18 protein-coding genes are annotated in these 17,723 nt (G+C 46.3%); 12 read left to right on the top strand and 6 right to left on the bottom strand.

Going from position 1 to position 17,723, the window contains the following annotated elements; genetic code table 11:
• Positions 1-179: 179 nt before the first annotated feature.
• Both rpmA and rplU read right to left on the bottom strand, forming a co-directional pair.
• Positions 180-437 (bottom strand): 50S ribosomal protein L27, encoded by a 258-nt coding sequence (gene rpmA / locus JK130_RS01425; RefSeq protein ID WP_218352414.1) that lies wholly within the window; start codon positions 435-437, stop codon positions 180-182.
• Positions 438-452: 15 nt separating this feature from the next.
• Positions 453-764, bottom strand: a complete 312-nt coding sequence (gene rplU / locus JK130_RS01430; protein WP_218352415.1) for a 50S ribosomal protein L21 — start codon at positions 762-764, stop codon at positions 453-455.
• Positions 765-1,230: 466 nt separating this feature from the next.
• Between rplU and ispB the strand changes: the two genes are divergently transcribed.
• Positions 1,231-2,205, top strand: a complete 975-nt coding sequence (gene ispB / locus JK130_RS01435; protein ID WP_218352491.1) for an octaprenyl diphosphate synthase — start codon at positions 1,231-1,233, stop codon at positions 2,203-2,205.
• A 33-nt stretch (positions 2,206-2,238) separates the two neighbouring features.
• On the opposite strand, the gene JK130_RS01440 is transcribed toward ispB, so the two are convergent.
• The 3 genes from JK130_RS01440 to JK130_RS01450 form a co-directional block, all read right to left on the bottom strand.
• Positions 2,239-2,961 carry a ZIP family metal transporter gene (locus tag JK130_RS01440; RefSeq protein WP_218352416.1) on the bottom strand — a complete coding sequence of 241 codons (723 nt, stop codon included), beginning with the start codon at positions 2,959-2,961 and terminating at the stop codon, positions 2,239-2,241.
• Positions 2,962-2,985: 24 nt separating this feature from the next.
• The gene (gene pepQ / locus JK130_RS01445; protein ID WP_218352417.1) at positions 2,986-4,305 is read right to left on the bottom strand and encodes a Xaa-Pro dipeptidase; all 1,320 of its coding nucleotides are present in this window, start codon (positions 4,303-4,305) and stop codon (positions 2,986-2,988) included.
• A gap of 169 nt (positions 4,306-4,474) precedes the next feature.
• On the bottom strand, positions 4,475-6,484 hold the full coding sequence (locus JK130_RS01450) for a transglycosylase SLT domain-containing protein (protein ID WP_246587653.1): 2,010 nt from the start codon (positions 6,482-6,484) through the stop codon (positions 4,475-4,477).
• A 436-nt stretch (positions 6,485-6,920) separates the two neighbouring features.
• Here JK130_RS01450 and fadB point away from each other — a divergent pair, with 436 nt between their 5' ends.
• From fadB to JK130_RS01480, 6 genes are all read left to right on the top strand, one after another.
• Entirely contained in the window at positions 6,921-9,071 is a 2,151-nt protein-coding gene (gene fadB / locus JK130_RS01455) for a fatty acid oxidation complex subunit alpha FadB (protein ID WP_218352419.1), read from the top strand.
• A gap of 18 nt (positions 9,072-9,089) precedes the next feature.
• Positions 9,090-10,253, top strand: a complete 1,164-nt coding sequence (fadA, locus tag JK130_RS01460) for an acetyl-CoA C-acyltransferase FadA (RefSeq protein WP_218352420.1) — start codon at positions 9,090-9,092, stop codon at positions 10,251-10,253.
• A gap of 133 nt (positions 10,254-10,386) precedes the next feature.
• Positions 10,387-10,926, top strand: a complete 540-nt coding sequence (locus JK130_RS01465; protein ID WP_218352421.1) for a histidine phosphatase family protein — start codon at positions 10,387-10,389, stop codon at positions 10,924-10,926.
• A gap of 220 nt (positions 10,927-11,146) precedes the next feature.
• Positions 11,147-11,986: a PhzF family phenazine biosynthesis protein gene (locus JK130_RS01470; RefSeq protein ID WP_218352422.1), complete on the top strand. Its 840-nt coding sequence runs from the start codon at positions 11,147-11,149 to the stop codon at positions 11,984-11,986.
• Between the two features lie 47 nt (positions 11,987-12,033).
• Positions 12,034-12,507 carry a LabA-like NYN domain-containing protein gene (locus JK130_RS01475; protein WP_218352423.1) on the top strand — a complete coding sequence of 158 codons (474 nt, stop codon included), beginning with the start codon at positions 12,034-12,036 and terminating at the stop codon, positions 12,505-12,507.
• Positions 12,508-12,537: 30 nt separating this feature from the next.
• A complete protein-coding gene (locus JK130_RS01480) occupies positions 12,538-12,879 on the top strand; it encodes a DUF805 domain-containing protein (RefSeq protein ID WP_218352424.1) in 342 nt (113 codons plus the stop codon).
• Position 12,880: 1 nt separating this feature from the next.
• Here JK130_RS01480 and JK130_RS01485 read toward each other — a convergent pair whose 3' ends face one another.
• Entirely contained in the window at positions 12,881-14,191 is a 1,311-nt protein-coding gene (locus tag JK130_RS01485; protein WP_425514578.1) for an NRAMP family divalent metal transporter, read from the bottom strand.
• A 227-nt stretch (positions 14,192-14,418) separates the two neighbouring features.
• On the opposite strand from JK130_RS01485, the gene JK130_RS01490 reads away from it, so the two are divergent.
• From JK130_RS01490 to JK130_RS01510, 5 genes are all read left to right on the top strand, one after another.
• Entirely contained in the window at positions 14,419-14,748 is a 330-nt protein-coding gene (locus JK130_RS01490; RefSeq protein WP_218352425.1) for a DMT family transporter, read from the top strand.
• Between the two features lie 192 nt (positions 14,749-14,940).
• A complete protein-coding gene (locus tag JK130_RS01495; RefSeq protein WP_218352426.1) occupies positions 14,941-15,309 on the top strand; it encodes a VOC family protein in 369 nt (122 codons plus the stop codon).
• A gap of 24 nt (positions 15,310-15,333) precedes the next feature.
• Positions 15,334-15,921 carry a DUF6151 family protein gene (locus JK130_RS01500; RefSeq protein WP_218352427.1) on the top strand — a complete coding sequence of 196 codons (588 nt, stop codon included), beginning with the start codon at positions 15,334-15,336 and terminating at the stop codon, positions 15,919-15,921.
• 159 nt (positions 15,922-16,080) lie between these two features.
• Entirely contained in the window at positions 16,081-16,872 is a 792-nt protein-coding gene (locus JK130_RS01505; protein ID WP_218352428.1) for a glycosyltransferase family 2 protein, read from the top strand.
• A complete protein-coding gene (locus JK130_RS01510; protein ID WP_218352429.1) occupies positions 16,869-17,645 on the top strand; it encodes a glycosyltransferase family 2 protein in 777 nt (258 codons plus the stop codon). Before JK130_RS01505 ends, JK130_RS01510 begins: the two co-directional genes overlap by 4 nt.
• Positions 17,646-17,723: the final 78 nt, after the last annotated feature.

The following is a 17,723-nucleotide window of genomic DNA, read 5'->3' on the forward strand; positions in this document are numbered from 1 at the left end:
ATCACTGAACAAGAGTACAAAAAGCAAATAACTCTCTTTTTAGTAAAGCAGTGCTTTGAGGATTCTGTAAAATTTTATACCAGTTGAACAATAGTTTTGTTTGTACTGATTATTATCTTAAAAACAAAAAACCCCGCTTGCGCGGGGTTTTTTAAGCCGTTAGGCAAATGCGTTCGCACTTATTCAGATACGATGCTTACAAATTTACGGTTGTTCGGACCTTTTACGTCAAACTGAACTTTACCGTCTTTTAATGCAAACAACGTATGGTCTTTGCCGATACCCATGTTGTCGCCAGCGTGGAAACGTGTACCACGTTGACGAACAATGATGTTACCTGCAAGAACTGATTCACCGCCAAAGCGCTTAACACCTAAGCGTTTGCTTATTGAATCACGACCGTTTTTGGTACTACCACCAGCTTTTTTATGTGCCATGTGTTCGTGCTCCTATTATGCGTTAATACCAGTGATTTTCACTTCTGTGAACCACTGACGGTGACCCGCTTGTGTGCGAGAATGCTTACGACGACGGAACTTGACGATTTTAATCTTTTCGCCACGACCGTGCGTTACAACTTCAGCAGTAATCTTACCACCAGCAACTAAAGGGGTGCCAATCTTAACGTCGTCACCATTGCTAACCATTAATACGTTATCGAATTCAACAGTCTCGCCTTGCGCGACTTCGATCTTCTCTAGACGAACGGTCTGGCCTTCAGCCACACGGTGCTGTTTACCGCCACTTTGGAAAACCGCGTACATATTCTACTCCGCTCTGCGTCACTTGACGCTTCAATTCAAAAAACAGGGCGCGAATTGTACGTGAAACATCCGCAATCCACAACCCCGCAAAACACAAAATTTGATTGTTTTTCGCACGGACCACGATCGCTGTACATATTCGCAACATTAGGTGGCTAAATTTACCACAGCCCCTGCTAAATTTGCATAAATATCTTACCTTTGAAGACGACTTTTTTAGCTTCAGCGAATTTGCGATCTATCACGATCACTTTTGATCAGCTTTATCCCAGTTGATAAGACCTATAAAAACATCCGCTAGTCAGTTTTTTTGCTAAAAAAGCCACAGAACCCTGGGTTCCATTATTTATTAATCCAGAAAACGCTCAGGAGACAGCTTTTTGAGACAATCAGGTGGCGTAGCGATGCCAATCAGGTACAATCGGCTGCAAACCCACTGTACCTGTATTTATTTTTGCCTATGCATATGGACTTAGAGCAAATTCGGGAGCTTACCGCTAACGACATGAAAGCGGTTAACCAACTGATACAACAACAAGTCGACTCAGATGTTTCGCTTATTAATCAGCTCGGATTTTACATTGTAAATAGTGGCGGTAAACGGTTACGCCCGTTGCTTACTGTATTAGCCTCCCGGTCGATGAATATTGAAAACGATGATCATCACACGCTGGCCGCTATTATCGAGTTTATTCATACCGCAACTTTGCTGCATGATGATGTTGTGGACGAATCAACGTTGCGCCGCGGTCGTGAAACCGCCAATGCCATTTTTGGGAATCAGGCGAGCGTTTTAGTGGGCGACTTTCTTTATACCCGCTCGTTTCAAATGATGGTCAGTTTGCAGCGTATGCGCGTGATGTCAATTTTGTCTGAAGCCACCAATCAGATAGCCGAAGGCGAAGTATTGCAGTTAATGAACTGTAACGACCCGCAAACTACCGAGCAGCGTTACTTTGACGTGATTTACGGCAAAACCGCCCGTTTGTTTGAAGCTGCCACCCAGTTAGCTGCGGTGCTTACAGATCAACCCGCGCATATAGAAACAGCGATGCAAAACTATGGTAAGCATTTAGGCACTGCCTTTCAGTTAGCTGATGACATACTCGATTATGCTGCTGATGCCACCGAAATGGGTAAAAATGTTGGCGATGATTTAGCCGAGGGTAAACCTACCCTGCCGCTATTATATGCAATGTGGAACGCCAAAAATGCGGCGCAGAGCGAGCTGATTAAAGCGGCTATTGAAGAAGCAAACGGTATGGAACACCTGTCTCAGATTCAGTCTGTTATGCATGAAACGGGCGCATTAGAATATACCCGACAGTGTGCCGATAAAGAAGTTGAGCTGGCTATACAGAGCCTTTCAGTAGTACCTGACTCGCCCTACAAACAGGCGCTTATTTCTTTGGCCCATATGTCAGTAGAACGTACAAAATAAGCGACACTATAGTATCTGAACACAGCTTAGGGATTAGCTGTGTTCCAGCATGTACCCTATCATCCCGATTAAGAACCCCAGCACCGCCCCCAAAGGCGGTAACCAGCTATTTTCCATTTTAATTTGTGGGGCTATATCCTGAAAAACCGAGTACAAAACGCCGCCTGCAGCAAATAGCATAATGCCACCCACTACGCCAGGATAAGCAGATAGTACATAAAAGCCAATTATCGCCATCAGCGGCCCTAATAACGCCATAGTGGCGAATTTCAATACCAGTTTGTCAGGTCTGCGCTCACCTTCTGCCGATTGCATTTCGCGATAAGCATTAAACCCTTCAGGTAAGTTTTGCACCATAATCAGCACGCCGATTAACAAGGTGCTGCCTCCCATCGCCGCCGCCGTACCCAAGGCAATGGACTCGGGGATAAAGTCGGCTAGCATTGCAGCAAGCTGACTGGCAGAGCTTTCATGGGCGGCAAGATATCGGTCTAAGGCCATAAAGCTTAGTGCCCCACCCAAAAAGCATGCGGTGGCACTGGGTACCCCATGATACGAAATACCTTCAGGTACCAGAACCAAAGCTACTGCAGATATAAGCGCCCCGGCCCCCAGCGCCAATACACCGTGACGTACCTCTTGCTCCAGCCATTGCGGCTGTAATTTATCAACTTTAGCCAGAATAGCGCCGGTGGGCATCGCCATACCGGCTATCAGAGCAATCGCCAGTACATAAAAGATATTAGGCTCAGACATCGGCGCTCTCTGTTTTTCTAAAGGTTAATCTAAACCGAGATCCCGTGTCATATTTTCGTTGCGGTCCCGGTGTACAATAATGTTGTCTTCAATTCGGATACCGCCATAAGGACGATAAAGATCGATGGTGTCCCAGTTGATATATTTCGACGCATCCGTGGCCTTCAAGTCGGCTAACAACGAGTCAATAAAGTACAAACCTGGCTCGATGGTAAATACCTGTCCGGTCTCAACCATTCGGGTACACCGAAGAAAAGGATGATTTTCAGGGGCGGGTTTTGGTGTGCCGCGATCATCATTGACCATGCCACCCACATCGTGCACCTGCAAGCCTAAGAAATGGCCTATACCGTGAGGAAAGAACGTTCGGGTGATCCCTTTTTCTACAATATCCTGGGCAGGTAAATTTACCAAACCTACATCATGAAGAATCTGCGCTATACCATCGTGCGCCAGCACATGGATATCGGTATACGCCACATTAGGTTTTAATGTATCTACCAATGTGCGGGTAACTTTATCAACACGCTGAATCAGTTCGGCAAAACGGTCATCTTCTCGACTATAGGTACGGGTAATATCGGCGGCATAGCCATGGTAGCTGGCCCCGGCGTCGATGAGAAAAGAACGATTATAAGACGGCGCTGTGGTATCACATTGCATATAGTGCAATATCGCGGCATGTTCGTTTAACGCTACAATACTGTTGTAAGGCACATCGTTATCGCCATTACGGCTTGCTGCGGCATAAGCCAGATTAATATCGAATTCGCTTTTACCTGCATGAAATGCCTGTGCAGCAGCCCGATGTCCGGCAACAGCCAGTGTGTTAGCCTGGCGTAAACATTGTAGTTCGTATTCTGTTTTATAGGCCCGCTGGTAATGCAGATAATGCAGCACCCTGTCCGGGTTTACATTTTCAAAGCCTAAGGCCTTGGCCACCTCGATGTACTCTCCGATGTAGGCAAAGCGAGGCTTATCATAAGGTAGGTGCTTTTCAACCGCATCGGCCTGTTTTAGCATCACAATATCAAAATGGCGGGTCCAAAAGTCGGTGGGTTCAGGGGGAACTTTATGCCAAAAGTCTACCGGCCGGTAAAAAATAAGCTTAGGTTTATCAACGCCATTGACCACCAGCCAGCAATTTGGATTGTCGACTACCGGAAGCCAGGCTTTAAACTGCGGGTTTACTTTAAACGGATAATGATTGTCATCTAAAAATAACCGCTTACCCTGGCCTGAATGAATCACCAGCCCATCCAGCCCTTCGCGCTCAAGCGCTTCGCGGGTGCGAGCCTGCAACGTGTCAATATGCTCTTTATAGGCGTCGTGATGCGTTGTCATAGTTCCTCTTTATTTTATCAAGGCGGCCTGAGGGCCGCGGTTGTTATTCTGCCGAGTGCCTTAACGTGAGCCAACCCATAGTATATAGGTCAGGCAAAGGTGTTTAAGTTTAACACGATTGCAGTACCAGGTATAAATCCAGCCCGGTACTGCCAGACAAAGACGGTGCTTAGCGCGGAGCCAGCTGTAGCTGTTGGCCAGAGTGATCAATTTGAGTTGCCGCCGGAATGTGACTGTTGGTCAATTGTTCGAACAACGAAGAAGGCGTCCCTAGTTGGTGTTCGTAGATATATCGATAAGCCATAACCGCTTTAACATAATTACGGGTTTCTTTGTAAGGGATATTCTCGATCCAAATGTCTGTAGCAATGTTATTACTGGCCGGTAACCAGTTCAAAACTTTACGCCAGCCCGCATTATAAGAAGCGGATACCAGCACCGGGTTGTCTGCTAACTTATCACCCAGATATCGCAAATACTGCACCCCAAACTGTAAATTTTGTTCGGGCTCAAACAAGGTTGAGCGTTTAAGATTCTTTTTCGCCAGATACCGGGCGGTACCGGGCATAAGCTGCATTAATCCAGTGGCGCCGGCAGGCGATACGGCGTCAGGCATAAATGAGCTTTCTCGCCGGGCAATAGCCATAGCAAAAGCCGGTTGAATATCGTAGGTTTTGCCGACCGCCGAAAACTGTGAGGCATAGGCTAAAGGAAACCGTTTTTCAACATCATTTAAATAGCCGCTGCGGGTAAAGCTAATGATTGATTGATCGTACCAGCCCCATTTGTTTGCAATCAATGCCGCATCTTTTAACTGCGCGCTGTCTACATGTGTTAGCAAATAATGCCATTCACGCCGGGCCTGAAACTGACGTCCAAGCTGTAAAAATTCATAGGCTCTTTGTGCGGCCGGGTATTTTTCAACTTCGCTTACCTGATCAGAAGTACGACTAACCGGAGCATGCAAAAGCTCTGGGCTAACACCGGCTCGGGCGCTGGCCATAAAACCATAAAAATGACGTTCGCCGGCTAATTCAGCGAATAGTTTTTCGGCTTGTTCCGGTTTGCCTAAAGCAGCCAGACTACGGGCCCGCCAGTAAGCAAAGTTGTTTGACTGCTGCACCTGCTGAGGTGCTTGTTCAATCAATGCTAACACCTTCCCCCACCGCTGATACCGAAGCAAATACGCCATATGCCAGCGCTTCACATCTTGATCAGCCCCTTTTACATCCGCTTTTTCAAGCCAGGCCAGCGCATCAGGTTCATCTTCTATGGCTTTACTAAGTGCAATAGCACGGTGAATGTCATGCAACTCCTGTTGGTTGAACAAACGCTTTCGTTTCCAGTAGTGGTAAGCTTTTACCGCCTTGCCAGGTGCTTGCCAGGCCAGCTTTTTAATACCGTATACCAGAATATGCGTTTCTTGCTCTTTATGATTTAGCGGAAAACGCCGAAAGTTCAGCACATAGTCGGGTGCATTACGAACCGATAACCACAAATCCCCTAAATAGCGGCTGCGTTTGGGCAATTTCTTTTGTAAATACGGAACCAATCTGGGGTTGCCAGAAGTCGCAGCTTTACGCATGCGGCCAATAATCAGCGAATCGCTGAGCATACCGGCGGCTTCCCATTGTTTGAAAATAGGATCGCATTCATCGGGTTGCGACTGACCACTTAGCCAGATAGGTTTTACTTTATTGAGCCAGTATTTAGGATTACCGGCGTCTTCCAGCTTGTATTGCAGATACTGACAGGTAATTGTGGCGCCCATGCCTTCCCGGTAATTCGCCAGAAAAACCGTTTTATTATCTGCTTCTGCCAAATACCGAAGCCAGGATGCGCGCAGGCCATAGCTGGCTGGCTGACCCGCATAGGTGGCCAAAAAAGTTTCTATTTGTGGACGCTGTGCAATAGTTAAGTCACGATACAGTCGTTGACGCACCAGATAAGGGTGTAGTGGATAATCCTGCAACGCTGCTATATCGTCATCTAGCCCACCTAGTTTGCTACGGGCAGTCGTACGCAGTGCTTTTTCCACCCGCTCAAATTCAGTGCGTAATTGTGCTTGCCCGTTGTCGGGTAAAAGTTGTGCGGTTGCATTGACGGTGAATAAGATACTCAGCAAAAGAAGATTTGAAAAAATCAGGTTTGCTTTGAAGATGTATTTGCCATACTGCATGAATGCCATCCCTTTTGAAGACTAACAACAATGTATTTTGCCCTTAGCAGGCAAAACAATACTACCAGGGTCAACTGCCCTGCTCTGTCTGTTATGCATAAGTATAGACAAAGAAAATACTGCAGACAGTGAAGAAAAAGTCAGCATAACAAAATATAAGATTTGCTGCGGTAAATACGCTACCCACCAGTTTCTACAGCAACTGCAGGCAAATCAATTATACGCCAGATAATCATAATTTCGAGGTTGAATTGTCAAATGAACATCACTATATGTAAACTAAATTGAAACACGTGTTTGAATTTTTGTTGAATTTTTCTTTTGGTTTGTCAAAAATCAATGCACCCTAACGCGTTAATGCACTACAGCAGGTCCATGTTTTTGGAATAGATTGCTTACACATTAACAATTCGGCCGTCGCCGAAGGAGAAATAAAATGATATACGAAGACAAAAGCCTGGCAGTCAGTCTGCTAGAGGATGGTTTTGCTGAACTGGTATTTGATGCTGCTGGTTCAGTGAATAAGTTTGATCAAAAAACAGTTCAGGAACTGGACGAAGCCACTGTTGCACTGAGCCAGACCAGCGACATAAAAGGTGTAATAGTTCGCAGTGCAAAATCAACGTTTATCGTAGGCGCTGACATAACTGAATTTACGGATATGTTCAGTTTGTCAAAAGAAGAGATTAACGACTGGGTTGCAAAGACGTCACAAGTGTTTGATCGTTTTGAAGATCTGCCCTTTCCCACCATAGCAGCAGTAAATGGTTTTGCCCTTGGCGGCGGCTGCGAAATGGCGCTGGCTTGTGACTTACGCGTTGCCGATACTACCGCAGCCATTGGTTTGCCTGAAGTAAAATTAGGTCTGATGCCAGGCTTTGGCGGCACTGTGCGCTTGCCCCGAATTATCGGCGCTGACAATGCCCTTGAATGGATGACTACCGGTAAGGATCGTAAAGCGCCTAAAGCATTGGCGGAAGGCGCTGTTGATGCCGTAGTTGCACCTGACAAATTGCAAAGCGCAGCGCTTTCAATGCTAAAAGACGCAGCCGGCGAAACCCTGAACTGGAAAAAACGTAGAGCGCAGAAAAAAGCCCCGTTAACACTGGGCAAAAACGAAGCCATGATGAGCTTTTCAACCGCGGCTGCCATGGTAGCTTCAATGGCGGGCAAGCATTATCCGGCACCGCATTTAATGGTCGAAACGGTAAAAAATGCCGCTTCAAAAGATCGCGATGGTGCCCTTAAGCTGGAAAATGAAGGCTTTGTTACGCTTGCTAAAACAAATGCAGCACAAGCTCAAATTGGTATTTTTCTGGCCGACCAGCTGGTAAAAAGCAAAGGCAAAAAGATGGCCAAAGCGGCCACTAAAAAGCAAAATTTAACCGCCGTTTTAGGCGCGGGTATTATGGGCGGCGGCATTGCCTATCAAAGTGCAGTTAAAGGCACGCCCGTTATCATGAAAGACATCAACCGTGATGCACTTGATCTTGGCCTCAAAGAAGCGGCCAAAATTTTGGGCAAAGGCATGCAAAAAGGCAAGGTTGATGCATCTAAAATGGCAACAACCCTTAATGCTATTACCCCGACACTGGACTACGACACACTTAAAGACGCTGACTTAGTTATTGAAGCGGTAGTAGAAAATCCAAAAGTGAAAGCATCGGTTTTAAAAGAAACCGAACAAGTGGTTGCCGATGATGCCATTATTTGCTCAAACACGTCGACCATTTCTATCAACAAGCTTGCTGAAAGCCTGAATAAGCCAGAACGTTTTTGTGGTATGCACTTCTTCAACCCCGTGCATCGTATGCCCCTGGTCGAGATTATCCGTGGTGAAAAAACCTCTGATGACACCATTAACGCTGTCGTCGCCGCCACTATGAAAATGGGTAAAACACCGATTGTAGTAAACGACTGCCCCGGCTTTTTAGTTAATCGGGTGCTGTTTCCGTACTTCGCCGGCTTTAGCCAGCTGGTACTTGATGGCGCAGACTTTGCCCAGGTCGACAAAGTAATGGAAAAAGTCTTTGGCTGGCCAATGGGTCCGGCATATTTGCTTGATGTAGTGGGTATGGATACTGCCAATCATGCGTCTGGCGTAATGGCTGAAGGCTTTCCTGAGCGCATGAGCAAGCTGGACAACGATCCGGTAACGCTGATGTACAACGAAGAGCGCTACGGCCAGAAAAACGGCAAAGGTTTTTATGAGTACGGCACCGACAAACGGGGTCGTCCGACTAAAAATGCGGCTGAGCGCGCTTACGAGCTGATTAATGCTCAGGCGGCCGATACGCAGGAGTTTGATAAAGACGAAGTTATCGCGCGATTAATGATTCCTATGGCCAACGAAACCATTCGCTGTTTAGAAGAAGGCATTGTAGCAAGTGCTGCTGAAGCCGATATGGCGTTGTTGTATGGCATTGGCTTTCCTCCGTTTAGAGGAGGTGTATTCCGCTGGATTGAAACTATGGGGGTCGACAAGTTTGTTGAGTTGGCCGACAAGTATGCCCATTTGGGACCACTGTATGAAGTGACCGAAGGCACCCGCGAGATGGCGGCAAATAACAAGTCGTACTTCGCATAACCCCTTAGGAGAAAAGACATGAAAGATGTAGTAGTTATTGATTGTATTCGTACCCCCATGGGGCGCTCTAAAGGCGGTGTGTTTAGAAATGTGCGGGCAGAAACATTGTCTGCTCACTTAATGAGTAAGCTGCTTGAGCGCAATAGCGGGGTAAATCCTGCTGAAATCGAGGATATTATTTGGGGTTGTGTACAACAAACCAAAGAACAAGGCTTTAATATTGCCCGTAATGCTCAGTTACTGACTGACATCCCTCGTAGCACCGGCGCGGTCACCGTTAACCGTTTGTGTGGTTCATCAATGCAGGCACTGCATGATGCAGCAAAAAGCATTATGACCGGTAATGGTGATGTCTTTATGATAGGCGGGGTTGAACACATGGGCCATGTTCCTATGAATTACAATCTGGACTTTCATCCAGGCCTGGCTAAGTACACCGCTAAAGCATCGGGAAATATGGGTATGACGGCCGAATTATTAGGCCGCCAAAATGGTATTACCCGTGAAATGCAAGACGCCTTCGGGGCCCGTTCACATCAACGTGCCGCGAAGGCGCACGAAGAAGGCCGCTGGGCCAATGAAATCGCGCCTATCGAAGCGCACGATGCAGATGGTGTTCTGAAGGTTATTGATTATGATGAAGTAATTCGTCCTGAAACCACCGTTGAAACACTAGGTAATTTGCGCCCGGTATTCGACCCGGTCAATGGTAGTGTTACGGCGGGTACTTCTTCGGCCATTTCAGATGGTGCTTCAGCCATGTTACTGATGTCGGCCGATCGTGCTAAAGCGCTTGGCCTGAAGCCTCGTGCTAAAATTCGGGCCATGGCCGTGTCGGGTTGTGATGCGGCTATTATGGGCTTTGGCCCGGTACCGGCCACGCAAAAAGCGCTAAAACGCGCGGGCATGACCATGGATGATATTCAACTGGCCGAGTTTAACGAAGCGTTTGCTGCTCAGGCGCTGTCATGTATCAAGCAGCTTGGTTGGCTTGACAACTATGACGAAAAAGTGAACCTGAACGGCGGCGCGATTGCATTAGGCCATCCATTAGGATGTTCAGGCGCGCGTATCAGTACCACTTTGCTTAATTTGATGGAAGCTAATGATAAATCTGTAGGCCTTGCCACCATGTGTATTGGTCTGGGTCAGGGTATTGCGACAATCTTTGAACGCGTGTAGTTATTCCAGCTAGACACTATTAAAAAGGAGCCTTACCGGCTCCTTTTTTTGTATTTGTCACAATTAAGTTGCCTTATTATCTTAGTTTTTGGTTATATTCATTGTTATAAGCTTATTATCTGCGGTATTTTCAATGACTTTACACTTAGGCCGGGCACTGTGTCTGGCGGCGTTATTGCTTGCCCCCTCAGTTTGGGCTGAAACTATAGCCACCCATACAAAATCCATTTATCTGGTTCGCCATGCCGAAAAAATAATCTCTGATTCTCATACACAAGATCCGCAGTTAACTGAGTGTGGTCACGCCCGGGCTCAATCTTTAGCGCATTTTTTTAAAAAGGTGCCGTTAAACGCGGTTTATAGCACCAACTATCTGCGCACTTTGCATACCGCAGAACCTGTCGCAAACGCTCATAACCTAAAAATACAAGAATACAATCCGCGTCAACTGGAACAGTTTGCGCAATCTTTGCTCCAGCAGTCAGATGATCTCATTTTAGTGGTAGGTCATAGCAATACCACCGCCACGTTGGCCGGGCTATTAAGCGCACAGCCGGTTTCTGCACTAACCGAAGCAGATTATGACAGACTGTATCAGGTAGTACTCAACGCTGGTAACGCGCAGGTTAATGTGTTCCACCAGACATTTAAGTGCTCTGACCAACAAAAATAATCAGTATATCGCTTTAGGTTTTGTTTAACAGAACAGCCAATACAACATAACCGGCTATTGGCATTGTATAAATGCCGGGGGTTTTGGGGCCATTGATACAAGACCCTTTTGTTGTTTTGTGAGGTATTCTTGCACAGCCAATCAAAAACCGTCAGCCGGTGACAAGTTAAAAAAATTACTGTAAAACCCAGTGACGGTTTTTTTAAACAGGTTATCAATAATGAAGTTAACACTGGATATTGTTAATGCATTTACTCGAACTCAGTTTAAAGGTAATCCGGCAGCGGTAGTTGTGACCGATACGCCCTTAGACGAAACGTTGATGCAAAATATCGCGAGTCAAAATAATCTATCAGAAACCGCATTTTTAAGCCTACCATCTAATGCTGATACACCTTTTGATTACCAAATTCGCTGGTTTTCGCCGGTTTGTGAAATTAATTTTTGTGGTCATGCCTCGCTAGCCTCTGCCAGCGTAATTTTTACGGCAAAGCCCGATCTCCAAACCATTACATTTTTTGCTGACGTGGTAGGCGTATTTCAAATTGAACGACTTTCTGATGGCCGCCTTGAAATGATGTTTCCTAACCGGATGCCTGAGCCTGTTGCTGTTATTCCAGAGGCGTTGTTAACCGGATTGTCTCAAAAACCCGTTGAAGTTTTAAAAAATGATCAGGCTTATTTTGCTGTTTTTGAGCACGCATCGCAGATCCATCAAATAACACAAAATCCTAATATAATCGCGTCGTTAGCTCCATTGGATGTGGTGATTACCGCGCCCGGTGAGGCAAACGCGTTGAGCGAAGCTAACGTATCAGAAGATAGCGTTGACTTTGTTTCGCGGTATTTTTGGCCAGCCAATGGCTCAGATGAAGACCCGGTTACCGGCTCTATTCATACCGGGCTTGCCCCCTATTGGGCGCGGCGCTTAAACAAAACAACATTAAAAGCCTATCAGGCCTCGGCCCGGGGCGGCAGGCTTGAGTGCCGGGTAACGCCAGAAAAGGTATATATTTGCGGTGCAGTCGTACCCTACTTAACCGGCACCATCAACGTATAGCCTTTCGCCGGCGCTTAGCATAATAAAATTACAACCAGGGAATCAGTATGCCGAATGTCAGTGTGTTTGTAGATGTGCAAAATGTGTATTACACCACCCGCAGTAGTTTTGGCAAAAACTTTGACTACAACCGCTTTTGGGCGCACGTATCGCAGCAATACCAGATTACGCAGGCGTTTGCCTATGCGGTGGATAAAAACGATGAAAAACAAAAACAATTTCAAAATATACTGCGGGCTATTGGTTTTGAAGTAAAACTGAAACCTTATATTCAGCGCGCCGATGGTTCGGCAAAAGGCGACTGGGATGTAGGTATAGCAGTTGATATGATGGAATACGCAGCGCAAAGCGATGCGATGATTCTGGTATCAGGCGATGGCGATTTTGATATTTTGGTCGAGCGTATAAAACATAAATACAATATTCCCGTAGAAGTGTATGGCGCGCCGTCATTAACCGCTGCCAGTTTACAGCGTGCCGCCAGTCGCTTTACGCCCATTGATCACAGTTTATTGCTTTAACGGTTACCTTTTTAATAAAGGAGCATCACTATGTATTGGTACAAACACGTACTTAAAAATTATGCGGTTTTTTCGGGCCGGGCCCGGCGTACCGAATACTGGGGCTTTCAAGCAGTCAATATTGCCCTTATTGCTTCATTTGTAATTTTGAGCAAGTTTATAGGGGCATTTGATACTATTGGAATGATTTATAATTTACTTATACTTGTTCCCAGTGTGGCGGTAACAATGCGAAGACTTCATGATACCGATCGCTCTGGCTGGTGGTGGCTGGTGTCATTTATTCCCATAATAGGCCCAATCGTGTTACTGGTATTTATGCTTTTTGACAGCACACCTGACGACAATCAATATGGGCCCTATCCCAAATAAGTTACCAGACAATTTTCCACCATAAAAACAGGGCCAGAAACCCAAACAGGTAAATTAACCCAAGATAGCTGAACAGGGTCAGTATTGGTCCGCTTTTAACCTCTGGCGCTAGCGGGGCCCGCTTCACCAGCCGATGATTGAGCCAGGCGAACATCGGCGTGGTGATAAACGCCAGGGTCATGGCAAAACTTAGCATTGCCAGTAATGCCGATTTAAAAAACAGTACGATAATAAAACTGACCACCGCCACAATAAGTAATACTTTAGCAAACAAACCATGCGATGCTTCTTTATCGCCTCTTGCCAGCACCAGAGCTTCGGCTACCGCTCGCGAGTAACCATCATACACCGTAAGCGCCGACCCAAAAATACATAAAAAAGCAATAAGAGCGATAAGTGACTGGGACCATTCACCGATAGTGCTGGCATACATACCAACCAGCTGTTGGGCAAAGCCAATACTTCCCGAGGCCAGTGCCTGCGGCGTTCCATGTAAAACCAGTGCCCCCAGAGATAAAAACACCAGAGCTAAAAACAGCGTGGTAAAATAGCCTAAATTAAAATCAAACATTGCCGAACGTGGGGTCACTGCAGCTTCTTTACACTGGCGCTTTAACCACAGCGATGTAATTGCCGAAATTTCAATTGGGGCAGGCATCCACCCCATCGTCACCACCAAAAAGCCAATTGCGGCCAAGGTCCAGGGCGACGGAGAAACATAGTCTGCGGGGGCTACCGGGCCATTATTAAAGGCCACAGCTGTAGCAGCCACAGTAGCCATCACCAGCAATATCATAATGACCTTAGCCACATTATCGAGCGCTCTGAAATGACCCGCCAACAGAATAAATAAAATCGCGGCCAGCAGTAGTGCCGCCATAATAGGCAAAGGTAGCGCGAGCGGCAAAAAGTAGCTCAGCAGACTGGCCGAGAACATCAAAAGCGCTGCAGCATTAACCACCGCCGATAAGCTGTTAAGCGCCAGGGCAACCAATAAATAGCCTTTGCCCATTTCTAAATAACCGGTTTGCAGCGTTTTGTGGGTACTAATGGTGTAGCTAACCCCGGCACGAAAAAATGGATACTTAAGTAAATTGACCATTAGCACTAAAAAGGCGAGTTGCCAGCCAAATTTTGCCCCAGCCTGGGTAGAAGCGACCAGGTGACTGCCGCCAATTGAAGCGGTAGCCATTAACACACCTGGACCTAATAGCTTTATAACACTGCCCAGCTTCGTCTCGGTTGTATTTACCGCCTTTTCCACTGCTACATCCTTTACTTTGTCATTTACCCCTAAAGAGCCTGCTAGCATTGCACTTTCGTGCAACAGGTTCAATTGCCATGTAAATTCCTTGTTGACTGATTATTTTACATAAGTACTTTATGGTTCACTTCCCTATTATTTAAATAGCGCCTGATATGACGTCCAGCATGCCACCAGCACTTATCAACATATGCAAAACTTAAATGCATAAAAAACAGTACCGTAAAAAGTAAGATTTACGTATTTATTGTTATTTACAGGAATAGGCAGACGATATGGCATATGGATTTTTAGCAATTGCGATATGCGCCGAAGTGTTGGGCACGTTGGCGTTGAAAGCCTCCGCGGGCTTTACACATAGTCTGGCCAGCACACTTTGTGTGATCAGTTACGGTATCGCCTTTTACTTTTTGGCGCTGGTGGTGAAAACGCTTCCGGTAGGTACCACCTATGCTATTTGGTCAGGTGCTGGCATAGTGCTTATCACCGCGTTAGGGGCACTGTGGTATAAAGAGATTCCTGACCTACCGGCGCTTATCGGCATGACATTTATTTTGCTGGGGGTGCTTATTATTAACGTGTTTTCTCAAACCGCTCTACACTAAAAATATCGTGGTGCCTTACCCGGCTTTGGTAAATGCGGCGCCTGCACTATGAGTAACCTGCTGTAGGTGTTTGCGCAACCCGTTATACTTGCAGTATGGTGGTGTTTTAGCCATGCTTTATGAGACTGAGTTTTGACGATAACCAGCGCAAGCGTTAAGCGCTTCTTACCTGCTTTTTTAAGGCGTTAAATTATGCAAAAAGTGACCGGTATAGGAGGGCTGTTTTTTCGCTCTCAATCTCCTTCCTCGTTGGCCAGCTGGTATGAAACCCATCTGGGTGTTAGCCAGGTGCCTGATAATTACGACGACCCGGGATGGCAGCAAAGCGCTGGCACTACCGTATTTGCTCCGTTTGAGCAAACCAGTGATTATTTTGGAAACCCAGACAAAGTCTGGATGATTAATTTTCGAGTAGATAACTTAACCGCTATGGTAGAGCAGTTGCAAAAATCTGGCATTGAGGTCAAAGTGGATCCACAGAGTTACCCTAACGGGCGCTTTGCCCGGCTTAATGATCCTGAAGGAAATCCTATTGAGTTGTGGGAACCGGCCACTCCTTAGCACAGTTAAACCACAAGGAAATCTATGAATCACTCTCTTGCCTGCGAATGTAAAAGTGTGCAGGGCTACATAAAGCCAGGGGGCTCCTGCAGCAGAGTATTGTGCTACTGCAAAGACTGTCAGGCCTTTGCGTACTATCTACAGGCTAATGACAGAGTGCTGAATGTTCAGGGCGGAACGCACCTGGTGCAGCTGTCACCACACCGTGTGGTATTCACTACCGGGCAAGAGCATCTGGCGGCCATCAGACTTCGCTCTGATGGCTTGCTGCGCTGGTATACCCAATGCTGCAATAGCCCGGTGGGCAACACGCTGGCCAGCTCATCCATCGCTTTTATAGGGCTGGTAGATAATATTTTAACACCTGCCGCAATCCCAAAAGATTTTCCGGGCAAAATGGCTGTGGTTCATACTGACTCGGCGCAAGGCTCGCCAAAACCTAAATCAAAAGGGTTTCCGGCTACCATGTGGCGTGCAGCAACCATAGTTGCTAAAGCACGCTGGTCGGGTAATTACAAAAAAAATCCGTTTTTTGAACAAAATGGCGAACCGGTCGTACAGCCGCAAATCTTATCGCCGGAGCAGCGCGCAAGTTTGCTTCCTTATCGATAAACTAATCTGAATAAACTGCGTCTTCACCGCGCCGCTTTGCCGCCTTATTTGATTAGCAGTAGCGGGCTGTGCCACACTACCTTGATTTTAACGACAAAGTTACAGACCCTACAATATCGGTAACTTTGAATCAGATAACACACTGTTGGCAAAGACAAAATGAAAAGACGCCCATTGTCCTGTTTTTTAATTGTACGTAATGAAGCCGACCGAATAGAGGCTTGCCTGCAAGGCTTGGCAGGGTGGGTAGATCAGCTGATTATTCTTGACTCAGGCAGTACCGACAATACCGCTGAATTGTGTCGTAACTATACCGATGAAGTTTACATTACCGACTGGCCAGGCTACGGCCCACAGCGCAACCGTGCACTGGCTAAATGTAAACATGATTGGGTGCTGAACCTGGATGCCGACGAAAATATCACGGTGGCACTAAAACAAGAAATAGATGACGTACTCAGCGAACCCGACCTTAACGCCAACATTTTGCGGCTTCCCTGGCAAACCTATCTGTTTGGCAAGCCACTTAATCATGGCCGCTATTCGACACCACAGGGCAAACTCTTTTTAAACAAAAATGGCGCCCAGTTTAAAAATTCGCAAGTTCACGAAGTACTGCAAATTAACAACCCGGTAGTACGAACATTAACGCAACCGCTGAAACACTTCAGCTGGCGAACCTATGAACACTTACAAGAAAAGCATCTGAAATACGCCTGCATTCTGGCAGCAGAAAAACATGCAAAAGGTAAAACCGGCTCCCTGCCTTATGCCGTTTTGCGTTTTTTCACCGACTTTTTACAGCAATACTTACTCAGGGGTGGGTTTTTAGATGGAAAAGCGGGGTTTTTTATGGCCCTGGTGTTAGGGCAGTATGCGTTTCACAAGTATGCCGCCTTAGCAGCAATGAAAATGCAGTCTGATTCTAAGCAAGAGACCCCCCATCAATGAATACCCCGATAAGTGTTTTTATCGTTACCTACAACGAGCAACAAATGCTGGATGAAGTATTACGCTCGGTCGCTCAGTTTGATGAAATTATTGTGGTGGACTCTGGCTCTACCGATAATACCGTGGACATTGCCAAACAACACGGTGCGAAGGTACTGAAACAAAGCTGGCTGGGGTTTGCCAGTCAAAAGCAATTTGCCATGGAAGCATGTCGTAATGAATGGTGCTTTAATTTGGATGGCGATGAGGTTGTCCCCGAGCAGGTTGTAAGCGAAATACAACAGCGAGTAAACCAACAGCAATACACCGGTTTGAGGGTGTATTTTGAAGATCTTTTTATGGGTGCCCCCATGCACCGTTCGGCTCACAAACGTTCAATTGTACGGGTATTTCAAAAGTCTAAAACTCATTACCCTACCCAACGGCTGGTTCATGAAAATGTGATTGTTGATGGCACGACACACACCGTCCCTGGCCTTATTGTACATCACGGTTATGACGATCTGGCCACCTATATGGCAAAGCAAAACCGCTATTCTTCTTTGGGCGCGCAGGAAAAATTCGCGCGTGGCAAGACCTGCTCACTCATCAAACTGAGTCTTGTATTTCCGCTTATGTTTATCAAAGAATACTTTTTACGAAAACATGTATTGTCTGGGTTTCGCGGGCTTATTCTTGCGACTACCAATGCCATGTATGCTTTTTTAAAAGAGGCAAAGCTTTACGAATTACACCGCCGCAATAAGCAAAAGACAGATAAAGACCATTGGTAGATCTACATCTAAAGTTTAGTTTCTATTTTTTCAAAATTGCACTAATTTAAAACAGTATAATTTATAAACAAATCGCGG

It is taken from the genome of Alteromonas lipotrueiana, assembly GCF_019249245.1.
Classification (GTDB): domain Bacteria; phylum Pseudomonadota; class Gammaproteobacteria; order Enterobacterales; family Alteromonadaceae; genus Alteromonas; species Alteromonas lipotrueiana.

Excerpts from the sequence above, each read along its gene's own strand:
- rpmA (WP_218352414.1), bottom strand. The coding sequence starts at position 437 with ATGGCACATAAAAAAGCTGGTGGTAGTACCAAAAACGGTCGTGATTCA.
- rplU (WP_218352415.1), bottom strand. The coding sequence starts at position 764 with ATGTACGCGGTTTTCCAAAGTGGCGGTAAACAGCACCGTGTGGCTGAA.
- ispB (WP_218352491.1), top strand. The coding sequence starts at position 1,231 with ATGGACTTAGAGCAAATTCGGGAGCTTACCGCTAACGACATGAAAGCG.
- JK130_RS01440 (WP_218352416.1), bottom strand. The coding sequence starts at position 2,961 with ATGTCTGAGCCTAATATCTTTTATGTACTGGCGATTGCTCTGATAGCC.
- pepQ (WP_218352417.1), bottom strand. The coding sequence starts at position 4,305 with ATGACAACGCATCACGACGCCTATAAAGAGCATATTGACACGTTGCAG.
- JK130_RS01450 (WP_246587653.1), bottom strand. The coding sequence starts at position 6,484 with ATGCAGTATGGCAAATACATCTTCAAAGCAAACCTGATTTTTTCAAAT.
- fadB (WP_218352419.1), top strand. The coding sequence starts at position 6,921 with ATGATATACGAAGACAAAAGCCTGGCAGTCAGTCTGCTAGAGGATGGT.
- fadA (WP_218352420.1), top strand. The coding sequence starts at position 9,090 with ATGAAAGATGTAGTAGTTATTGATTGTATTCGTACCCCCATGGGGCGC.
- JK130_RS01465 (WP_218352421.1), top strand. The coding sequence starts at position 10,387 with ATGACTTTACACTTAGGCCGGGCACTGTGTCTGGCGGCGTTATTGCTT.
- JK130_RS01470 (WP_218352422.1), top strand. The coding sequence starts at position 11,147 with ATGAAGTTAACACTGGATATTGTTAATGCATTTACTCGAACTCAGTTT.
- JK130_RS01475 (WP_218352423.1), top strand. The coding sequence starts at position 12,034 with ATGCCGAATGTCAGTGTGTTTGTAGATGTGCAAAATGTGTATTACACC.
- JK130_RS01480 (WP_218352424.1), top strand. The coding sequence starts at position 12,538 with ATGTATTGGTACAAACACGTACTTAAAAATTATGCGGTTTTTTCGGGC.
- JK130_RS01485 (WP_425514578.1), bottom strand. The coding sequence starts at position 14,191 with ATGCTAGCAGGCTCTTTAGGGGTAAATGACAAAGTAAAGGATGTAGCA.
- JK130_RS01490 (WP_218352425.1), top strand. The coding sequence starts at position 14,419 with ATGGCATATGGATTTTTAGCAATTGCGATATGCGCCGAAGTGTTGGGC.
- JK130_RS01495 (WP_218352426.1), top strand. The coding sequence starts at position 14,941 with ATGCAAAAAGTGACCGGTATAGGAGGGCTGTTTTTTCGCTCTCAATCT.
- JK130_RS01500 (WP_218352427.1), top strand. The coding sequence starts at position 15,334 with ATGAATCACTCTCTTGCCTGCGAATGTAAAAGTGTGCAGGGCTACATA.
- JK130_RS01505 (WP_218352428.1), top strand. The coding sequence starts at position 16,081 with ATGAAAAGACGCCCATTGTCCTGTTTTTTAATTGTACGTAATGAAGCC.
- JK130_RS01510 (WP_218352429.1), top strand. The coding sequence starts at position 16,869 with ATGAATACCCCGATAAGTGTTTTTATCGTTACCTACAACGAGCAACAA.